The sequence below is a fragment of the Paenibacillus sp. Pae15 genome, assembly GCF_024519685.1.
Classification (GTDB): domain Bacteria; phylum Bacillota; class Bacilli; order Paenibacillales; family NBRC-103111; genus Paenibacillus_G; species Paenibacillus_G naphthalenovorans.
In genome coordinates, this window is sequence record NZ_JALJRM010000004.1 from 147644 (window position 1) to 165063 (window position 17420).

Sequence of the window (17420 nt, forward strand, 5' to 3'; positions counted from 1 at the left end):
TTATTATCATCAGGAAGAAAGGCAGATGTTGTCATGAAAATAAGCCATAAAATTGTAAATATCGCCTCCGGCGCCAATGTGTTGGAGCTGGAGACCAATGCGGCCAAGTACAGAATCATGCTTATAAACGATGAGATCGTGAGAATCCGCTGTACGTTTGACGAGCAGTTTGCGGAGGAAGCTTCGTATGCGCTGGCCATGACCGCGTGGGAAGATAAAATGGATGACCTGCTGGAAGAAAGAACCCGGGTAGCGGCCCTTCCTATCCCTTATGAAGACTTAGGCACGCATTTGCTTTTGTCGACGTCCAATTTAAAGGTTCGTGTGTACAAAGAACCATTCGCCATTGAGATCACTGATCCGAACGGTCAGGTACTGCATTCCGATTTGAAAGAAAAATCCTATGTCAAGGACAGCCTGGGCAGACTTTATCATTATTCGTGCATGGATGATGACGATTATTTCTATGGCTTTGGGGAAAAATCGGGATATCTAAACAAAACGAAACGCAGAATGCGGATGCACAATGTGGATACGCTCGGTTACGATTCAGAACTGACGGACCCTTTATACAAGCATATTCCGTTTTACATTAAATTAAACGGGAAAAGCAAAATCGCTTCAGGCTTGTTCTATCACAACTCCCATGATTCAGTGTTTGATATGGGATGTGAACGCAGCGGCTATTGGAACAAGTACTCCTATTTCTGTGCGGACGGGGGAGAACTGGATGTCTTCTTCATCCTGGGTCCTCAAATCAAGGATGTCATCCGGAATTATACCGACTTGACGGGAAAGACGATGCTGCCTGCCAAATATTCACTCGGGTATATGGGCTCCACGATGTATTATACGGAGCTGGAAAAGGATTCGGATAAGGCCATTCTGAAATTTTTGGAAAAATGCGAGCAGGAGGGCATTCCCTGCGACGGTTTCTTCTTGTCTTCCGGATATACAACCGGACAAGACGGGAAGCGGTATGTATTCAACTGGAACCGCGACAGGTTCCAAGATCCGAAGGGCTTTGTGGAGCAAATGGAGCGCAAAGGCGCTTCCCTAGCGCCTAACATCAAGCCGGGCATGCTGAAAACCCATCCTCTGTATGCCGAATTTGCCGAAGCCGGGGCCTATATCAAAGACGAGCAGGGGGAGCGGCCCGAGATCGACCGATACTGGGGAGGAGCGGCCTCATTCGTTGACTTTACGAATCCGAAAGGCAGGGAGCTTTGGAAGAAGCATCTGAAGGACGCTTATATTTCCTTGGGAATCACTTCGATCTGGAACGATAATAACGAATACGAAATAAATAATTTGGATGCGCAATGTCATTTTGAGGGCTCCGGTAAAGAAATCGGCGCATTACGGCCGATTATGCCAAACCTGATGGCATTGATGGCCAAGCAGGCCATAGCCGAGGTCGATCCCGACGTAAGGCCTTATATCGTGAATAGAGCCGGCTTTGCGGGGATACAGCGTTATGCCCAAACCTGGGCTGGAGACAACCATACGAGCTGGAAAAGCCTGAAGTTCAATATCCCGGTCATTCTTGGAATGGGCCTTTCCGGTGTCGCGAACCAAGGCTGCGATATCGGCGGCTTTTACGGACCCGCCCCGGAGCCGGAATTGTTCGTCAGATGGGTGCAGAACGGAATATTCCAGCCGCGGTTCTCCATCCACTCCTGTAACACGGATAATACCGTAACGGAGCCTTGGATGTATCCGGGCTACACCCAGTATATCCGGGATGCGATTCAGCTTAGATATCAACTGGTGCCTTACTTTTATTCGCTGTTGTTTGAAGCTTCTACAGTGGGATCTCCGGTGATGCGTCCTTTGGTCTATGAATTTCAGCAGGATGCGAAGGTGCTGGAGGAAAGCTTCGACTTTATGCTCGGCAGCTTCCTCCTGGTGGCCAATGTGCTGGAAAAGGGGGCGGAAACCAGAAGCGTTTACTTGCCGGAAGGAACGGATTGGTTTGACTGGTACACCAAAGAATGGTACCGCGGAGGACAGACGATTGAACAGAAGGTTACTTTGGGCTCGATTCCGATGTTCATCCGCAGCGGAGCGATTATCCCGATGGCGCCCGGACTCCGTAATATTCATAAGGACGTGATCGAAGAGCTTCGGCTGCTGATCGAACCGTCCGAGGAATCCAGCTTTGTGTATTATGAGGATGACGGAAAGACGAACAACTATCAAAAAGGCGATTATCTGAAAACAACCATCAGCATCCGGAACGGCAAAGAAACGAAAATCTCCTTTGTGAAAGAAGGGCGTTATGAGACGCCGCTCAAAACGGTCGTCGTCGACGTCATCTGTAAAGAAGTCGCTCCGGTTCAAGTGAAGCTCGCGGATACCAAACTCCCCATGTTTTTGGAACCGGCGGAATGGGAAGCGAGCGCGGCGGGCTGGTATTATGACATGGAACAAAAAACGGCAAGAATTAAGCATGAGTATGTGAAAGACGATTACGATTTGATCATTAATTTTGATGTGAAAGATCTGATTTCGATTTAACCATACGGATCGATTCAATAGAGGAGATAACGGCCATGGAAAATTCGTTTTCTGGCGTGCAAAGAGAAGCGCTGTTTCAAAAATTAGCTCATCAGACCTTTGACCTGCTGGTTATCGGCGGAGGCATTACGGGGTCTGGCATTGCTTTGGATGCGGTCGCCCGCGGGATGAAGACCGTGCTTGTCGAAATGCAGGATTATGCCGCCGGCACTTCGAGCCGGTCGACGAAGCTTGTTCACGGGGGACTGCGCTACCTCAAACAGCTGGAAGTCAAGATGGTGGCGGAAGTCGGTAAAGAGCGGGCTGTCGTATATGAGAACGGGCCTCATGTGACAACCCCGGAATGGATGATGCTGCCGCTGCATCAGGGGGGCACCTTCGGTAAATTCAGCACTTCACTCGGGTTAAGAGTATATGATTACCTGGCCGGCGTAAAAAGAAGCGAGCGCCGCACCATGTTAAACGCCGAAGAAACCGCGCAAAGAGAGCCCTTGGTGAAGCGGGAGGGGCTAAAAGGCAGCGGGGTTTACGTGGAGTATCGGACGGATGATGCAAGACTGACGATAGAGGTGCTGAAAGAAGCGGTTCACCGGGGGGCCTCGGCAGTCAATTATGCGGAGGTCGTAGGCTTCCTCTATACCGAAGGCAAAGTATCCGGTGTTCAAGTGAAGGATCGCATCGGGGGCGGAATTATCGAGATCTACGCCAAAAAGATCGTCAATGCCGCCGGACCATGGGTGGATACCCTCCGGGAGAAGGATAGATCCAAAGATAAGAAGCGTCTCCAGTTAACCAAAGGGATCCACCTGGTCATAGACCAGCGCCGCTTCCCGCTCCGGCAGGCCATATATTTCGACACCCCGGACGGCCGAATGATCTTTGCGATCCCCCGTGACGGCAAAACCTACGTTGGAACGACGGATACGGTATATCAAGGGGATATGGAGCACCCGCGGATGACTTCGGCAGATCGCCAATATGTCATAGACGCGATCAATTATATGTTTCCTTCCGTGAATATCACGGTCAAGGATATTGAATCCAGCTGGACCGGCCTTCGCCCCTTGATCTATGAGGAAGGGAAAAGCGCATCGGAAATATCCCGGAAAGACGAAGTGTGGCAATCCCCATCCGGTTTAATTACCATCGCGGGCGGTAAATTAACGGGATACCGGAAAATGGCGGAGATGGTTGTCGATCTGGTCGTTGATTTGTTCAAACAAGAGCACGGCGCATCTTTCCCCTCCAGCAGTACCAAAAACATGCCGATTTCGGGAGGGCAAGTCGGAGGGTCGGACCGTTTTGCGGCGTATTGCCAAAGGAAGGCCAGAGAGGGATTGGTTGTCGGCTTTACGCTGGAGCAATCGGAGCGGCTGGTCCGCAGATACGGCTCGAATATCGACCGGTTGTATACACTGGCTGCACAGCATGCTAAACAAGCTGCGGCATATCGGCTGCCGTTGGATGTGTTCACGATGCTGGAGTACGCGATTGAAGAGGAAATGGCGGTCAAGCCTGTAGACTTCTTTATCAGACGTACCGGCGCATTATTGTTTGATATCGCCTGGGTAAAGCGGCATAAAGCTTCGGTTATAGCCTATATGGCTGAAAAGCTGGGCTGGAGCGAGGAACTGCAAAAGCAATATACGGAAGAGCTGGAGAAGCATTTGCATGATGCTGTCGTTCCGGTAGATGAAGAGGCAGGCTTGCGGCAGGCATGAAACCAATCCCGTTCCACGTTGAAGTGGAGCGGGATTTTTTCATGTATTTGTATTCCTTCCATCTTGTCCGTTATATTGTTAGTATAATTTGATCAAAGATCAACCCGCTCAGGCTGCCTCTCTAAAGAGTTCCTTAGGATAGGAGTGTTATCTGTTGATTAGCGCGATCATGCTGTTCGTTCTTGCCGGATTGGCCGAAATTGGCGGAGGCTATCTGGTATGGCTGTGGCTGAGGGAGTCCAAGCCGCTTTGGTATGGCATCGTGGGGAGCATCGTGCTTATTGCGTATGGCATCATTCCCACGCTGCAGAGCTTTCCGAGCTTCGGCCGGGTTTATGCCGCTTATGGCGGGGTGTTTGTCGTGCTTGCCGTTGTCTGGGGATGGTGGATAGACAAGAAGACCCCTGACCTCTACGACTGGATCGGAGCCATCGTTTGCATCGCGGGTGTCTCTATTATGCTTTGGGCGCCTCGTCAGTGACCGTCCCCGGCTTTATCCATTTTTGTCTAATGTGGACGGCAACAAAGAGCAGCGGGATATATACATAGATAAAATAAAACCCGATTTCGCTGTACACGGCGGTAAATCGTCTAATGAGATTGCGGTCCTCTATTATATTGGTTAACAAGCCGAAACCCACTAAAAAAATCAACAGCAGGATACGCTGCTTGCACTGCACCATTTTTCTCACACCGCGGCAGGCCGACCATAAATGGAGGGTAATGGTGGGCAATACGACCAGAAGCCATAAGGAGACTACAATATATTCAAATCTTTCGATGATGGGCACTTGCGCAATCTTGAGCAGGGTTAATGTCGGCCATAAGGTATGCTTCAGCTGTCCCTCACTAAAGTAAACAAAGGTAACAATGGTCACCAAAAGGTACAGCAATATGCTGAATAAAGTTCCGTAATGGGCCCATTTTTGCGATTTTTCGGCATTTTTTATAAAGGGGTAGAACATAAATAAGGTTTCAAAGCCCTGAAACTGAAACAGCATGGACTTGGAAGATTCGAATATTTCTTTCGCCGAGTGATGGAATAAGGGGAGCAGGTTGTTAAAATGCGCAAATTCCAAAGGAGAAAATATGAGTGGAAACAGAAAAAGGAAAGGCAGTACGGCACCCCAAAAACATAACCCGGTAATCACGCGGAATCCGCTTGAAACGATGTAATAGATGAGCAGCAGAATAATAATGCTGATTTGCCATGTACTCATCAGGGGAAACATCCAAACCTGGATCACTTCAATGTACGAGCGGAATACAACAAATGCCGCAAAAAGATAGTACAGCATGATACAGAGATTAAACATTCCCCCGATCCATTGGCCAAAGCAAAATGAGTTGATATGAATGACATCGCGATTACCGGTTCCGAGAATGCGATACATCATCCAAATGACGGCTTGAATGCTTAATCCGCAGATGATGACGGACATCCAGGCATCGTAACCGGCACTCTTCGCTATGGTTCGTTGAAACGTAAGCATCCCTACATCAACCTGGCTCGAATAAATCAGAAAAAAGACGAAAAAAGGAGATACTACAAACCGTTTGTCAATGAATGGTTTCACCTTATTCCCCCGCACCCGTTTGAATAATATTCACCTTCGTATTCACTTCCGTTTTCAGTTGAGGATAAATCTCATCCTGAAATCTTTTGTAATCCCAATTTCGCGATTTTGTCCGGACTAAATCTCCAAGCCCGAGCGGATCCGTCCTATGCTTTTGGAACAGTGAAATTAAATTCCGGATGTCATCGTTAAAATGTTTGCCTATGAGCTTTTCCAGATCCCGAAGATTTTTGGTTCCGGTTAGAAGCGTTCCCGGGGGAACATCCTTGATTTCGGTGTCCATGGTTAAATCAATGGCTATTTTCGGTATGGGATCGGTCTGCACAATCGTAAAATGAACTTTTGCACTCAAATTTTTCAACTGCATCACCCCTTTATTCTTAATGTCGATTTGATAGCTCGCGTTTTTGGCACCATCCAATAACGTTTTTAAGATAAAGGACTGCCTTAAACTGATAGGCCGGATAAATTTTCCTTTCCTGAATAGAGCCAGCCCGTCGATTTTGATTTGATTCTTCTCCATGATGAAATAGGGTAAATAAGGATCCATTCCTTCCGCATATAATCTGGCCAAAAAGACGTGAAGGTTGGTTGCGGGCAAATTTCCTTTTTGTATATTGTGGACTATTTTATTGCTTAGATGGAAAGGAACATTCTCTTCTTTACTCCTTAATAAAAAGTCATCGGCAAGGTGTTCTGCAACGCCGATTTGTATCCGGCTGCCTGCTACGGGATCCCGGCTGTAGCTATATAGCACTTTATCGATTCCTCGCTTCGCAAACGTGCTTCCAAACAAAATCATGCGTAATTGGCCTATTTCGATCGGAAACGCAGATTTTGAATTTAGCCTGGGGAGGATATCATGATACGAATTCGATTCGGTCTCATATATCTTGAGCCGGCTCTTGCCCTTTTCCTCGAAAATAGGATAGATCACGGTCCCTTTAATTTTGTCATCAACTACATCGTATCCGATCCCTTGTATAACCTGAATTTTATCGACGATCCTTTGACTGGTGCACCCGGTTAGAAAAATCATGCAGCTCATCATCAAGAGAAAATAAGGGTTTATTTTTATCATAGGGAACCACTCCGGTTATTCATCAAACTCATTTTTATTTTGTTGTTCGCGGCTTGGATGATATCTCCAAATGGACCGCGTTCGTAAATGGGCCGGTCTTTTGGCAATCACCATTAAAGAAGAGCGGATGATGCTGTCTTTGAAATCGGTTGGCCGGAAGGGATATAAAGGAACAGTATAGGGTGAGCCTAATGATTCCAACCGTGAGAGATGGACGAGCAAAAAACTGATTCCTATCGCGATGCCTAATCCGCCCCATATCGAAGCAAATATAATTAAGGGAAAACGCAGAAAGCGTATGGTGTTCGACATTTTAAAAATAGGCGTAGTAAAGGAAGCCAGGGCGGATAAAGCCACGATAATCAGCAGTACATTGCTTGTCAGGGCAGCCTCGACGGAGGCCTGCCCTATAACGATACCGCCTACGATACCGAGTGTTTGTCCTACTTTTGCAGGTAACCGGGCTCCGGCTTCACGTAAAAGCTCAATCGTAATTTCCAAAAAGAAGACCTCTAACACAGGCGGAAAAGGAACGTTATGACGCGAAAAGTTAAGGGGACCCAGCAAAACCCTTGGAATCATTTCATAATGGTAGGTTAGAACGGCGATATAGATGGAGCTGGCAAAGATGGAGAACAAAGCCCCGAAAATACGTATTACGCGAAAAAAAGAAGCAAGTAACCAAGGTAAATAGTAATCTTCAGGTGAGATAAAAAAATCCAGCAGTGTGGCAGGGGCCGTGATGGCATATGGCGATCCGTTGCTGAGCACAGCCACCTGTCCGGTAATGAGTGACCAGACCGCTCTGTCGACACGTTCCGTGGTCAAAGCCAGCGGAAAGGGCGTCAAGCTATTGTCGGATATAATTTGATGAAGCTGGGAGGAATCAAAAACAACATCATAATCAATATTTTGCAGTCGTTCGGTCATCGTTTGCACATGGTGTTCATTCGTCACGCCTTCAATATAAATGATGATCACTTTCGTATGGGACATCGATCCGATATTCATTTCTTTGATGATGAGTTGGGATGAATTGATGTGCTGTCTTAATAAATGAATATTAATCTCAATATTTTCGACAAAGCCGATCTTGGGCCCTACGACACTGAATTCATTTTCAGCTTCGTTCTGATCACGAAGCCCGGTATTTTCATGAAATAATTGGATCATGGCGCATCTGCGGTCAGATGCTTTGAGCTGCAGCATCCCGTATCCCTGAAGAAGCTTGGACTCGATCATCTCTGTATCCTCTGTAATCACAATATCTTCAATAGGAATGATATTCGTGATATCGTCAATCCGGTGAATATCGCTTTGCTGCAAAGCCAGCTCCCGGAACACTTTCAACACACGTTCCTGCAGTTTTTGATGATCAACAAGAGTTCGGTAATAAGAGATAATCAAATATCCTTTTTCGTTCGTCAGAGAAAATTGTCTGAAATCGCTTGATCGTTTAAGCAGGGTTAATAAGTCGTCCATACTTTGGGGGGTTGCCGGTTGCTGCTTATGCTTATTGTTTTGAAGCCATTTTTTGAAAAACATTTCACCACTCCCAAGGTAAAAAATCAATGATTATCTATAGGATGATGAACTTGGAATTTAATTATGTATGCTCAGCCTTATAATTAAGCTTCTGCTTCATATGCTCCTCCAGGGTACAGGTATGTTGAGAGTCCAAGTATTTATCGGGAGACGAGTTCCGCCAATTCGGGTATAATGAACCTATATGGGTATGGGAGGATGACGGTCATGAATTACGATGATGACATTAAAAGACGCCTGCGCCGGGTGGAAGGACAGGTTCGCGGTGTGTTGAAGATGATAGAAGAAGAGAAAAATTGCAAGGATGTCGTCAGTCAATTGTCGGCGGTGCGCAGTGCGGTGGATAAAGCGATGGCTTATATCGTAGCAGTCAATCTGGAACAATGCATTCTTGAAGAAAAGGAATCCGGCAGAGACACCGGCAAGCTGGTTCAAGAGGCCGTGGAACTGCTGATCAAGAGCAGGTAACGTCTTACGCCGCAGTCCAAACCAAAATTCTGCCGGGCAAACGGAAAAACCTTTGTTTGAATCCCCCATCATACGAATCCATTACGGCAGGCCACCCTGTCTGCAAAGCAAGCTTTACTCGAAGGATGGCCCGCTTTCGTTTTTTATCTCAGCAGCTTAATAAACTCCCGCATGAAGCCGGGCAGGTCGGGCCAAGCGCGGCCTGAAACCAGATTTCGGTGCGTATGTAATCCTTCATCAATATAAGTCGCCCCGCATACCGTCACATCAGGCTTGCAATTTGTAAACGCAGTGTATTCCCGGCCTTTCATTACATCCGGAATGACCGTAAGAATCTGCGCCGCATGGCAGATCGCGCCCACAGGTTTATCCTGCTCAAAAAAGTGGCGGACAATCTTCGGCAGCGCTTCATTCATACGGATATATTCCGGAGCGCGTCCTCCCGGAATGATTAAGCCGTCATATTGCGCGGGATTCACATCTGCAAAAGCCGTATCGGATTGAATGCCGTAAGCGGGTTTTTCCACGAACGTTTCCATATCGTCAATAAAATCGTGGCTTACGGTATGCAGCTTTTTGACAGAAGGGGAAGCGATCGTGACATCAAATCCTTCTTCGAGGCAGCGGTAATACGGATAAAATATTTCGAGAGCTTCTACCGCATCTCCGGAAACAATCAGCACTTTTTTGCTCAAAACATAACCTCCATTCGTTATACACCCAGAAATAGAAGCAAATGTACCTGCTTCAATACCTCTTATCATGCTTGTAAATGTAAAAACCTATGCGCGTTTTTTGTGTATAGCAGCGGTGAACCTGGGGATTATAGGTTTATAACAACTCCGCAGAAAACAAAGGATAGTGACAATAATGGAAAAAGACTGTGATTTTTCTTCTCTGAAATTGGAGCTCAAAGAAAAAATTCAAACCCTTATAGGCAAAATGCAGCAAACGTTAAATGGATTGGACGAAGAAGAGACCTGCATTTTAAACGAGTTCGGACAAATAGGCGGAGAAATCAACAGGATTGAATCGCTTGCCGCATCCTTTTATTTGAAATGTTATATATCTTCTTATACCGACAAGTACTCCGAAATATCGTATTCCGTCCGGAATCTCTCTCAACGGCGGCATGGTGCCCTTATTGTAATCCAACGGGAGGATGCGCTTGAACGGCTGATTACACCGGGTGTTTCCATTGATGCAAACTTAACCTGCTCTTTATTGGAATCTGTCTTTGTGCCGGGAGGGCCTTTGCATGACGGAGCCGTTCTGGTACAGGGGAATAAAATTGCCTCCGCGGCAAATGTGCTCCCATTAACGAATCTGGTGACAGACCGGAAGCTTGGCACCAGGCATCGGGCCGCACTGGGGCTGACGGAACGAAGTGATGCGTTTGTCATCGTCGTTTCTGAAGAGACCGGGAAGGCGTCTTTCAGCATTGAAGGAAATATGTATGCTTTTGCCACGGAATCATCAGATTAAAAAATTCGCATAGGTATTATTTTTTATCATAAAAGATTCAGGCGATCGATACTTCGGTGCTTCACTGGAGGCGGTCGCCTGTTTGTTTACATCGCAATCCAAATGTAAAAGAACACCTTTCGGTGTCCTTTGTCCTGACAGTCAATATCCATCCGTACGTTGTCCCAATTCTTCCGCCAGTTCCATGGACGTTCTGGCGGTGTCGGAGCCCATATGAGACGGGTCGGCTTTTGCCTTCGCAAGCCCTTCCGCAACCCGGCTGCCATACTCGGGATCGGCAAGGGTGAAATGCTCGATCATCTTTTGTTGGATCTGAGGATTGCACACCTTCAAGGCGTCGACCAGGTTGCTGATTAATTCATCGCGTTCCCATGGCTCGAATTTGCGATACGTTTCTCCCGCTTGTTTAAAGTCATTGGCTCGTTCGATTCTTTGCCGGACCAGCTTCGCGTTATAGGCAGGCTGATGTTCTTTGCCCCGTCTGGTTACCTCCTGCAAGCCGCCCAGGGAGGAAGGCTCATAATTGACGTGGGGAGACTGTCCGGGTGCCCGATCGACGAAATACGTCATTTGACCGTCGCGCTGATTGGTGGCTACCCGCTTTTTGGGCGCATTGATAGGAAGCTGCAAATAATTGGTGCCCACCCGATAGCGCTGCGTATCGGAATAGGAGAAGGTGCGTCCTTGAAGCAGCTTGTCATCGGAGAAATCAAGTCCGTCGACCAATACGCCCGTGCCGAAAGCCGCCTGTTCCACTTCGGCAAAATAATTTTCCGGATTTTTATTGAGCACCATTTTACCGACCGGAAGAAAAGGAAATTGTTCACGGTCCCATAGTTTGGTCGGATCCAGAGGATCATAATCGAGCTCGGGATGCTCGTCATCGCTCATCATTTGAACGTACAGCTCCCATTCCGGATAATCGCCGCGCTCGATCGCTTCATAAAGGTCTTGCGTAGCATGACTGTAATTTTTTGCTTGGATGGCCTCGGCTTCCTTTTGGGTCAGATTGCGGATGCCAAGCTTGGGTTCCCAGTGATATTTAATTAAAACCGCTTGCCCTTCCGCATTGACCCATTTGTAGGTGTTGACGCCGGAGCCCTGCATCTCTCTGTAATTCGCAGGTATCCCCCACGGAGAGAAGACGAAAGTAATCATATGGGTCGCCTCCGGCGAATTCGAGACAAAGTCAAACATCCTTTCCGGATTTGAAATTTCGCTGACGGGGTCAGGACGGAAGGCATGTATCATATCCGGAAACTTCAACGGATCGCGGATGAAAAATATTTTCAGGTTATTGCCGACCAAATCCCAGTTTCCATCCTCCGTATAGAACTTTACGGCAAAACCGCGCGGGTCGCGGAGCGTTTCGGGCGAATGCCTTCCATGTATGACCGTGGAGAACCTGACGAATACGGGCGTCCGCTTCCCGGCTTCCTGAAAAAGCTTCGCGCGGGTGTATTTGGCGATCGGCTCATCTCCTACCTTGCCGTAGGCTTCAAAATAGCCATGGGCGCCTGCTCCGCGCGCATGAACGACTCTTTCCGGAACCTTTTCGCGGTCAAAATGGGATATTTTTTCAAGCAGGTGGTAGTTCTCCAGAGTTACGGGACCACGGCTGCCTACGGTTCGTACGTTTTGATTATCGGCTATGGGATGGCCTTGGCGGTTTGTTAAAGTCATCTCATTCTCATTCGTACCCAACCTTTGATCGGCAGGCCCGCCCGTGCCCTCTATATTTGTTCCGCTGGTCATATTTCCATCCATCAAATCCAACCTCCATTGTGATCGTTGTACAGAACCATGTTTTGCCTTTGAAGCTGTTTTTATGCATTTAAGTTTTTCGTTCCGAACCGATATAATGAGAATAGTCACACATCCTTTACAGACGGAGACAGGGGAAATATGAAAAAAACCAGATATCAAAATTATGACGGCGTACAAAATACACATACATTTTCTGATATGGTCCGATGGTACAAAGAGAGAAAAGCCAAAATAAAAGATTTATCCACACTCATTCCTCAGGCGGAACATAAGGACATAAAGAGAATACAAGAAAACCGGACTTCATTTTCTATTACCTGGATAGGGCACTCCACCTTTTTGATTCAAATGCAGGGACTGAATATTTTAACGGATCCGGTATGGGCCAAGCGGATGGGCTTTGGCAGCAGATTGACAGAGCCGGGCATTCCGATCGGACAGCTTCCGGAAATCGACATCGTTTTAATATCCCACGGCCACTACGACCATCTGGATTTCGGCTCGATCAGGAAGCTCAAAGGATCGCCTGCATTTTATGTTCCGATAGGATTGAAACGGGCCTTTACCCGCAGAGGGTACCGTAACGTCATTGAAGCGAGTTGGTGGGACCGGTTTACGCATAACGGGGTAAGCCTCTCTTTTGTACCTGCACAGCATTGGACAAGAAGAACGCTGTCCGACATCAATACGTCTCATTGGGGAGGATGGATTGTAGAGCATCCGAAGACGAACCAATCGGTTTACTTCGTAGGGGATACCGGCTACTTCAGAGGGTTTAAGGATATAGCCGACCGTTATGAGCTGGATATTGTCTTAATGCCTATCGGAGCCTACGAACCGGAGTGGTTTATGTCTATTTCCCATATCAATCCGGAGGATGCGGTCAAAGCCTTCCTGGAACTGAAGGGCAAGACGTGTATTCCGATGCATTACGGGGCGTACCGGCTTGCGGACGATACAGGACCGGAAGCTTTGGAACGGCTGTTTAAAGAATGGGACCGGCTGCGGTTAAATAAGGATAGGTTAAAAGTGATGGCATTGGGCGAGTCATATTGGATCACTTAGCATCATGCAGATAACCCCGCTTCTTTGGAGGCGGGGTTACGCTTTAAAAATTAATTACTTGACACAAATTTATTATTAATATATATTAGCTTACATAAAGTAACTATATAAATTATACGTAAGGAGGGGGTTGAGTTATGGTTCCGGCTTTATTTTTAGCGCACGGGTCGCCGATGCTCGCCATAGAAGATACGGTCTACAGCGGCTTTCTGAATACCTTGTCCCGGCAGGTGCAGCCCAAGGCGATCGTGATTTTTACCGCGCATTGGGAAAGCGAGGTTCTCACCATTTCGTCCCTGGACGGCACATACGACACCATTTACGATTTCGGCGGATTTCCCGATGCGCTGTATCAGATTAAATACCCGGCCAAAGGTTCTACAACCATCGCCTCAAAGGTCGAAGAGCGGTTCCAACAACAGGGAATCCCGGTGAAAAAGGATACATCAAGAGGGCTGGATCACGGTTCATGGACTTTATTATATCGCATGTATCCAAAAGCCGATATTCCGGTGGTGCAAATTTCCGTTCATCCCTATCTGTCGCCGGACAAACAATTCCGGATTGGCGAATGCCTTCGGGAGCTGGGAGAAGAAGACATTCTGGTGATCGGCAGCGGGGTAACCGTTCATAATTTAAGGATGATTCATTGGGGGCAATCGGCTCCTGAGCCCTGGGCTATTGCGTTTGATGACTGGCTGATAGATAAGGTAGAAAAAAGAGACCTGGAGTCGCTTTTCAACTATGAAAAGCTTGCTCCGTATGCCCGTCAGGCTGTGCCCAGACCGGAGCATTTCGTTCCGTTTTTTATTGCGATGGGCAGTGGAAATCCGCAAAACACACCGAAGGTCATTCATCGAAGCTATGACCATGGAACATTAAGTTATTTAAGCTATCAATTTTGATGAAACGTCTATTTCTTGGGGGAGTATGAATCAATGAGTACAAAACATGAAGCGGGTTCGCTTATTTTGAGATTGGTACTGGGGATTTCTTTCCTGGTTCACGGATGGATCAAGTTTCAGAGCGGTATCGATAACATCGCCGGATGGTTCCAAAGTATCGGCCTGCCCGGATTTGCCGCTTATGCCGTGGCCGTCATTGAACTGGTTGGCGGTATAGCGCTTATTGTTGGAATCGGGACCCGTATCGTATCGGTATTGTTTGCTCTGATTATGGTAGGGGCCATCCTATTGGTGAAATTGGCGGCAGGCTTTGCCGGGAATGGCCAAATGCCCGGCTATGAATTGGATTTGGCTTTTCTGGCCATGGCGATTTATCTCGCATTGAACGGAAGCCGTTTATACTCGTTGGGAAGCCTGTTCGGCTCAAATCCAAAGAATGCTGCTTAAAAATCGTAATCATACAGATGGAGGTTCTTGCCCATGGGCGGGGCCTTTTCTTTTTTAGTGAGATCGCGGTCTCCCGTCCATCTGTTTGACATTGGCTTCAATAAGGTATATGATTTACCATGAACTAATTAAAAATTAGTAACCTATTTTTAATATGAATATGGGGAGGATATGGCTTTTTGGTGCTCTAGTGCTCTAATGCGGATGTGAAGGGGGGAATCCTATGACTCTTAAAATCAAAGTCTATTCCGATTACGTATGTCCGTTTTGTTATATAGCGGAGGTTCCGTTGGAAGAGGCCGTCAAAGGCAAGGATGTAGAGATCGAATGGATGCCTTTTGAGCTCCGTCCCTATCCAAACCCTACGCTTCGGCCGGAAGACGAATATTTACCCAGCGTTTGGAACCAGTCTGTGTATCCCATGGCGGCCCAATACGGTTTGCAAATGGTATTACCCAAGGTTTCGCCGCAGCCGTATACCCATTTGGCGTTTGAAGGGTATCAATATGCCAAGGAGCATGGGAAGGGCAATGCCTACACGCATCGGATGTTCAAGGCCTTTTTCCAAGAGGAGCGGGATATCGGTAAAATCGATGTGCTGACCTCATTGGCCGGTGAGCTGGGGCTGAATGAGCAGGAATTCCGCCAGGCTTTAGAAACCCGCAAATATCGGGAAATTCACCGGAAGGCCTTGGAGCATGCGGTTCAAGAGGCGCAAATTACAGCCGTTCCTACGATGGTGATTGGAGAAACGATCCTTCAAGGGGTCCGTTCCAAAGCATCGCTCGAAAAGGTTATTGAAGAAGAGCTTGCGAAGAAGCCGAGGCTGCTGGATTTTGCCGAAGGCATGGCCTGCGGAATCGATGGCTGTTAATCCGCGCCCGATGGCAGGCCGGAATAGCATTCAAACCGGCAGCAAAGAATAGCAATTGCATTTTGTCTTAAGACGAAAAAGGAGGCCCTATAGATGAAAGAACAGTTTAAGCCGTTATTCGAATCCTTTACTCTCAGAAGCGGAATTCATTTGAAAAATCGCGTGGTTCTTGCTCCGATGACCAATTTCTCCTCCAATCCTGACGGTACGTCACGGACGATGAAATAAAGTATTACATCCGCAGATCCTCGGGAGTCGGTATGGTCATTACGGCATGTACGTATGTAACGGCCAACGGCAAAGGGTTTCCGGGAGAATTCGGTGCGGACACCGACGAGATGATCCCCAGCTTACGCCGCCTGGCCACTGCAATCAAAGAGCAAGGCGCCAAAGCCGTATTGCAAATCTTCCACGGCGGCCGGGCATGTCCGCCGGAATTAGTGCCTAACGGCGATATCGTCAGCGCAAGCGATGTAGCCATGAACCAGGAAGGCGCCAAAGCCCCCAGACCGCTTACGGATTCGGAAGTGGAGTCGATTGTCAAGGCCTTTGGAGAAACCACGCGAAGAGCGATTGAAGCCGGATTTGACGGCGTAGAGATCCATGGAGCGAACGGTTATTTGATTCAGCAATTTTTCTCACCGCATACGAACCGCCGGACCGACCGCTGGGGCGGCAGCGTTGAGCAGCGCTTGAGCTTCCCTCTGGCCGTTGTGAAGGAAGTCAAGAAAGCCGTGGCTTTGCATGCCAAGGAGCCGTTCATTGTAGGCTACCGTTTTTCACCGGAAGAAGAGGAGACGCCTGGTATTACGATGGCGGAAACCTTGGTATTAGTGGATGCTCTGGCGGATCAGGAGCTTGACTATCTCCACGTTTCTCTGATGGATTTCTGGTCAAAGCCAAGACGTGGAGTAGAGGATACAAGATCCCGTATCGAAATCATCAAAGAACGCGCAGGAGATCGGGTGCCTGTGATTGGGGTAGGCTCGATCCATACCGCGGCTGATGCGGCGAAGGCTTTGAGCGTCGTTCCTCTGGTCGCACTCGGACGTGAATTAATCGTAGAACCGGATTGGGTAGAAAAAGTGGAGCAGGGCCGCGAAAGCGAAATCGCGACGACCCTGACAAAGGACGATCAGCAGCGTTTGGTCATTCCCGACCCGCTTTGGCAAGCGATTATAAACACACCGGGATGGTTCCCTGTCGTTGAATCTTCCTCTAAATAAAAATAGACCCGCAAGCTGCCGGCTTGCGGGTCTATTTTTTTACCTGATATGAGGTTCTCTTAAGGAGCAAGCTGCTGTATGCATTCGGGAACATCGTTCCTGGCATTTCCTACTAATGAAGGAACAGGATAGGCCTTCATTTCCTCTGCAGGATAAGGTTTGAGAAGAGGCATAAGCGCCGCCTCCGGGTCGTGTATATTCCTGTTTAACCAAACGGCCTCATCCTGCGGGCTTAAAATCACCGGCATCCGGTGATGAATGCCGGCAACCAGCGAATTCGCCTGTGTTGTAATAATGGTACAGCTATTGATCTTCTGCCCATCGGGAGCAATCCATGTTTCGTACAGGCCGGCCATGCTAAAGAGCTTTCCCGATTTCAGCATGATTCTCATCGGCTGCTTGCCCGCCTCCGTCTTTTTCCACTCAAAAAAGCTGTCTGCAGGAATCAGGCATCTTTTTCTTGCAAACGGAACTTTAAATGCCGGCTTGTCCTTCAAGGTTTCGGCGCGGGCATTGGCGAGCGCCGTTTTATCGTCTTTGGACCAAGAGGGAATGAGCCCCCACTTCAACGGTCCTATCCGGTTATGGACCCCGTCGTTGATGACGGCTAAAACCGTCTGGGAAGGACTGATGTTGAACCGGGGTTGATGCCGGACCGAACCGGATAAGCTGGAGTAAAAATGGACCATCAATTCATCCAACGTAACGGTAAGCGTATATCTGCCGCACATAAAGCCTC

Annotated in this window: 15 protein-coding genes and 1 pseudogene; 10 read left to right on the forward strand and 6 right to left on the reverse strand. The window is 47.9% G+C overall.

Annotation, left to right across the window (positions count from 1 at the left end; translation table 11 throughout):
• Positions 1–33: 33 nt before the first annotated feature.
• The 3 genes from NR121_RS04985 (at position 34) to NR121_RS04995 (ending at position 4722) form a co-directional block, all read left to right on the forward strand.
• Positions 34–2520 carry a glycoside hydrolase family 31 protein gene (locus NR121_RS04985; RefSeq protein ID WP_054817377.1) on the forward strand — a complete coding sequence of 829 codons (2487 nt, stop codon included), beginning with the start codon at positions 34–36 and terminating at the stop codon, positions 2518–2520.
• Positions 2521–2555: 35 nt separating this feature from the next.
• Positions 2556–4241, forward strand: coding sequence for a glycerol-3-phosphate dehydrogenase/oxidase (locus NR121_RS04990; protein WP_062410642.1), 1686 nt, complete (start codon positions 2556–2558; stop codon positions 4239–4241).
• Between the two features lie 169 nt (positions 4242–4410).
• A complete protein-coding gene (locus NR121_RS04995) occupies positions 4411–4722 on the forward strand; it encodes a YnfA family protein (RefSeq protein WP_373864985.1) in 312 nt (103 codons plus the stop codon).
• Here the strand turns inward: NR121_RS04995 and NR121_RS05000 are convergent.
• From NR121_RS05000 to NR121_RS05010, 3 genes are read right to left on the reverse strand one after another with little or no spacing between them, the layout of a single operon-like run.
• On the reverse strand, positions 4697–5818 hold the full coding sequence (locus NR121_RS05000; RefSeq protein WP_062410643.1) for a GerAB/ArcD/ProY family transporter: 1122 nt from the start codon (positions 5816–5818) through the stop codon (positions 4697–4699). The genes NR121_RS04995 and NR121_RS05000 overlap by 26 nt on opposite strands.
• Position 5819: 1 nt before the next feature.
• Complete coding sequence (locus tag NR121_RS05005) at positions 5820–6899, reverse strand: Ger(x)C family spore germination protein (protein WP_054817379.1); 1080 nt, start codon at positions 6897–6899, stop codon at positions 5820–5822.
• A gap of 15 nt (positions 6900–6914) precedes the next feature.
• Complete coding sequence (locus tag NR121_RS05010; RefSeq protein ID WP_074727381.1) at positions 6915–8444, reverse strand: spore germination protein; 1530 nt, start codon at positions 8442–8444, stop codon at positions 6915–6917.
• A 207-nt stretch (positions 8445–8651) separates the two neighbouring features.
• Between NR121_RS05010 and NR121_RS05015 the strand changes: the two genes are divergently transcribed.
• Entirely contained in the window at positions 8652–8912 is a 261-nt protein-coding gene (locus tag NR121_RS05015) for a metal-sensitive transcriptional regulator (protein ID WP_054817380.1), read from the forward strand.
• Between the two features lie 143 nt (positions 8913–9055).
• Here NR121_RS05015 and NR121_RS05020 read toward each other — a convergent pair whose 3' ends face one another.
• Positions 9056–9607 (reverse strand): DJ-1/PfpI family protein, encoded by a 552-nt coding sequence (locus NR121_RS05020; RefSeq protein ID WP_062410644.1) that lies wholly within the window; start codon positions 9605–9607, stop codon positions 9056–9058.
• Positions 9608–9782: 175 nt separating this feature from the next.
• Here NR121_RS05020 and cdaS point away from each other — a divergent pair, with 175 nt between their 5' ends.
• Positions 9783–10397 carry a sporulation-specific diadenylate cyclase CdaS gene (gene cdaS, locus NR121_RS05025; RefSeq protein ID WP_062410645.1) on the forward strand — a complete coding sequence of 205 codons (615 nt, stop codon included), beginning with the start codon at positions 9783–9785 and terminating at the stop codon, positions 10395–10397.
• A 141-nt stretch (positions 10398–10538) separates the two neighbouring features.
• Here the strand turns inward: cdaS and NR121_RS05030 are convergent, their stop codons facing one another.
• Positions 10539–12152 (reverse strand): catalase, encoded by a 1614-nt coding sequence (locus NR121_RS05030; protein WP_235594379.1) that lies wholly within the window; start codon positions 12150–12152, stop codon positions 10539–10541.
• Positions 12153–12302: 150 nt separating this feature from the next.
• Between NR121_RS05030 and NR121_RS05035 the strand changes: the two genes are divergently transcribed.
• The 5 genes and pseudogenes from NR121_RS05035 (at position 12303) to NR121_RS05055 (ending at position 16681) form a co-directional block, all read left to right on the forward strand.
• Positions 12303–13229: an MBL fold metallo-hydrolase gene (locus tag NR121_RS05035; RefSeq protein ID WP_054817381.1), complete on the forward strand. Its 927-nt coding sequence runs from the start codon at positions 12303–12305 to the stop codon at positions 13227–13229.
• 137 nt (positions 13230–13366) lie between these two features.
• The gene (locus tag NR121_RS05040) at positions 13367–14134 is read left to right on the forward strand and encodes a DODA-type extradiol aromatic ring-opening family dioxygenase (RefSeq protein WP_074727377.1); all 768 of its coding nucleotides are present in this window, start codon (positions 13367–13369) and stop codon (positions 14132–14134) included.
• A gap of 33 nt (positions 14135–14167) precedes the next feature.
• Positions 14168–14581 carry a DoxX family protein gene (locus tag NR121_RS05045; protein ID WP_054817382.1) on the forward strand — a complete coding sequence of 138 codons (414 nt, stop codon included), beginning with the start codon at positions 14168–14170 and terminating at the stop codon, positions 14579–14581.
• Between the two features lie 223 nt (positions 14582–14804).
• A complete protein-coding gene (locus tag NR121_RS05050) occupies positions 14805–15455 on the forward strand; it encodes a DsbA family oxidoreductase (RefSeq protein ID WP_054817383.1) in 651 nt (216 codons plus the stop codon).
• A gap of 93 nt (positions 15456–15548) precedes the next feature.
• Positions 15549–16681 (forward strand): annotated as a pseudogene (locus NR121_RS05055) (NADH-dependent flavin oxidoreductase).
• 59 nt (positions 16682–16740) lie between these two features.
• Here the strand turns inward: NR121_RS05055 and NR121_RS05060 are convergent.
• Positions 16741–17412, reverse strand: a complete 672-nt coding sequence (locus tag NR121_RS05060; protein ID WP_054817384.1) for an SOS response-associated peptidase — start codon at positions 17410–17412, stop codon at positions 16741–16743.
• Positions 17413–17420: the final 8 nt, after the last annotated feature.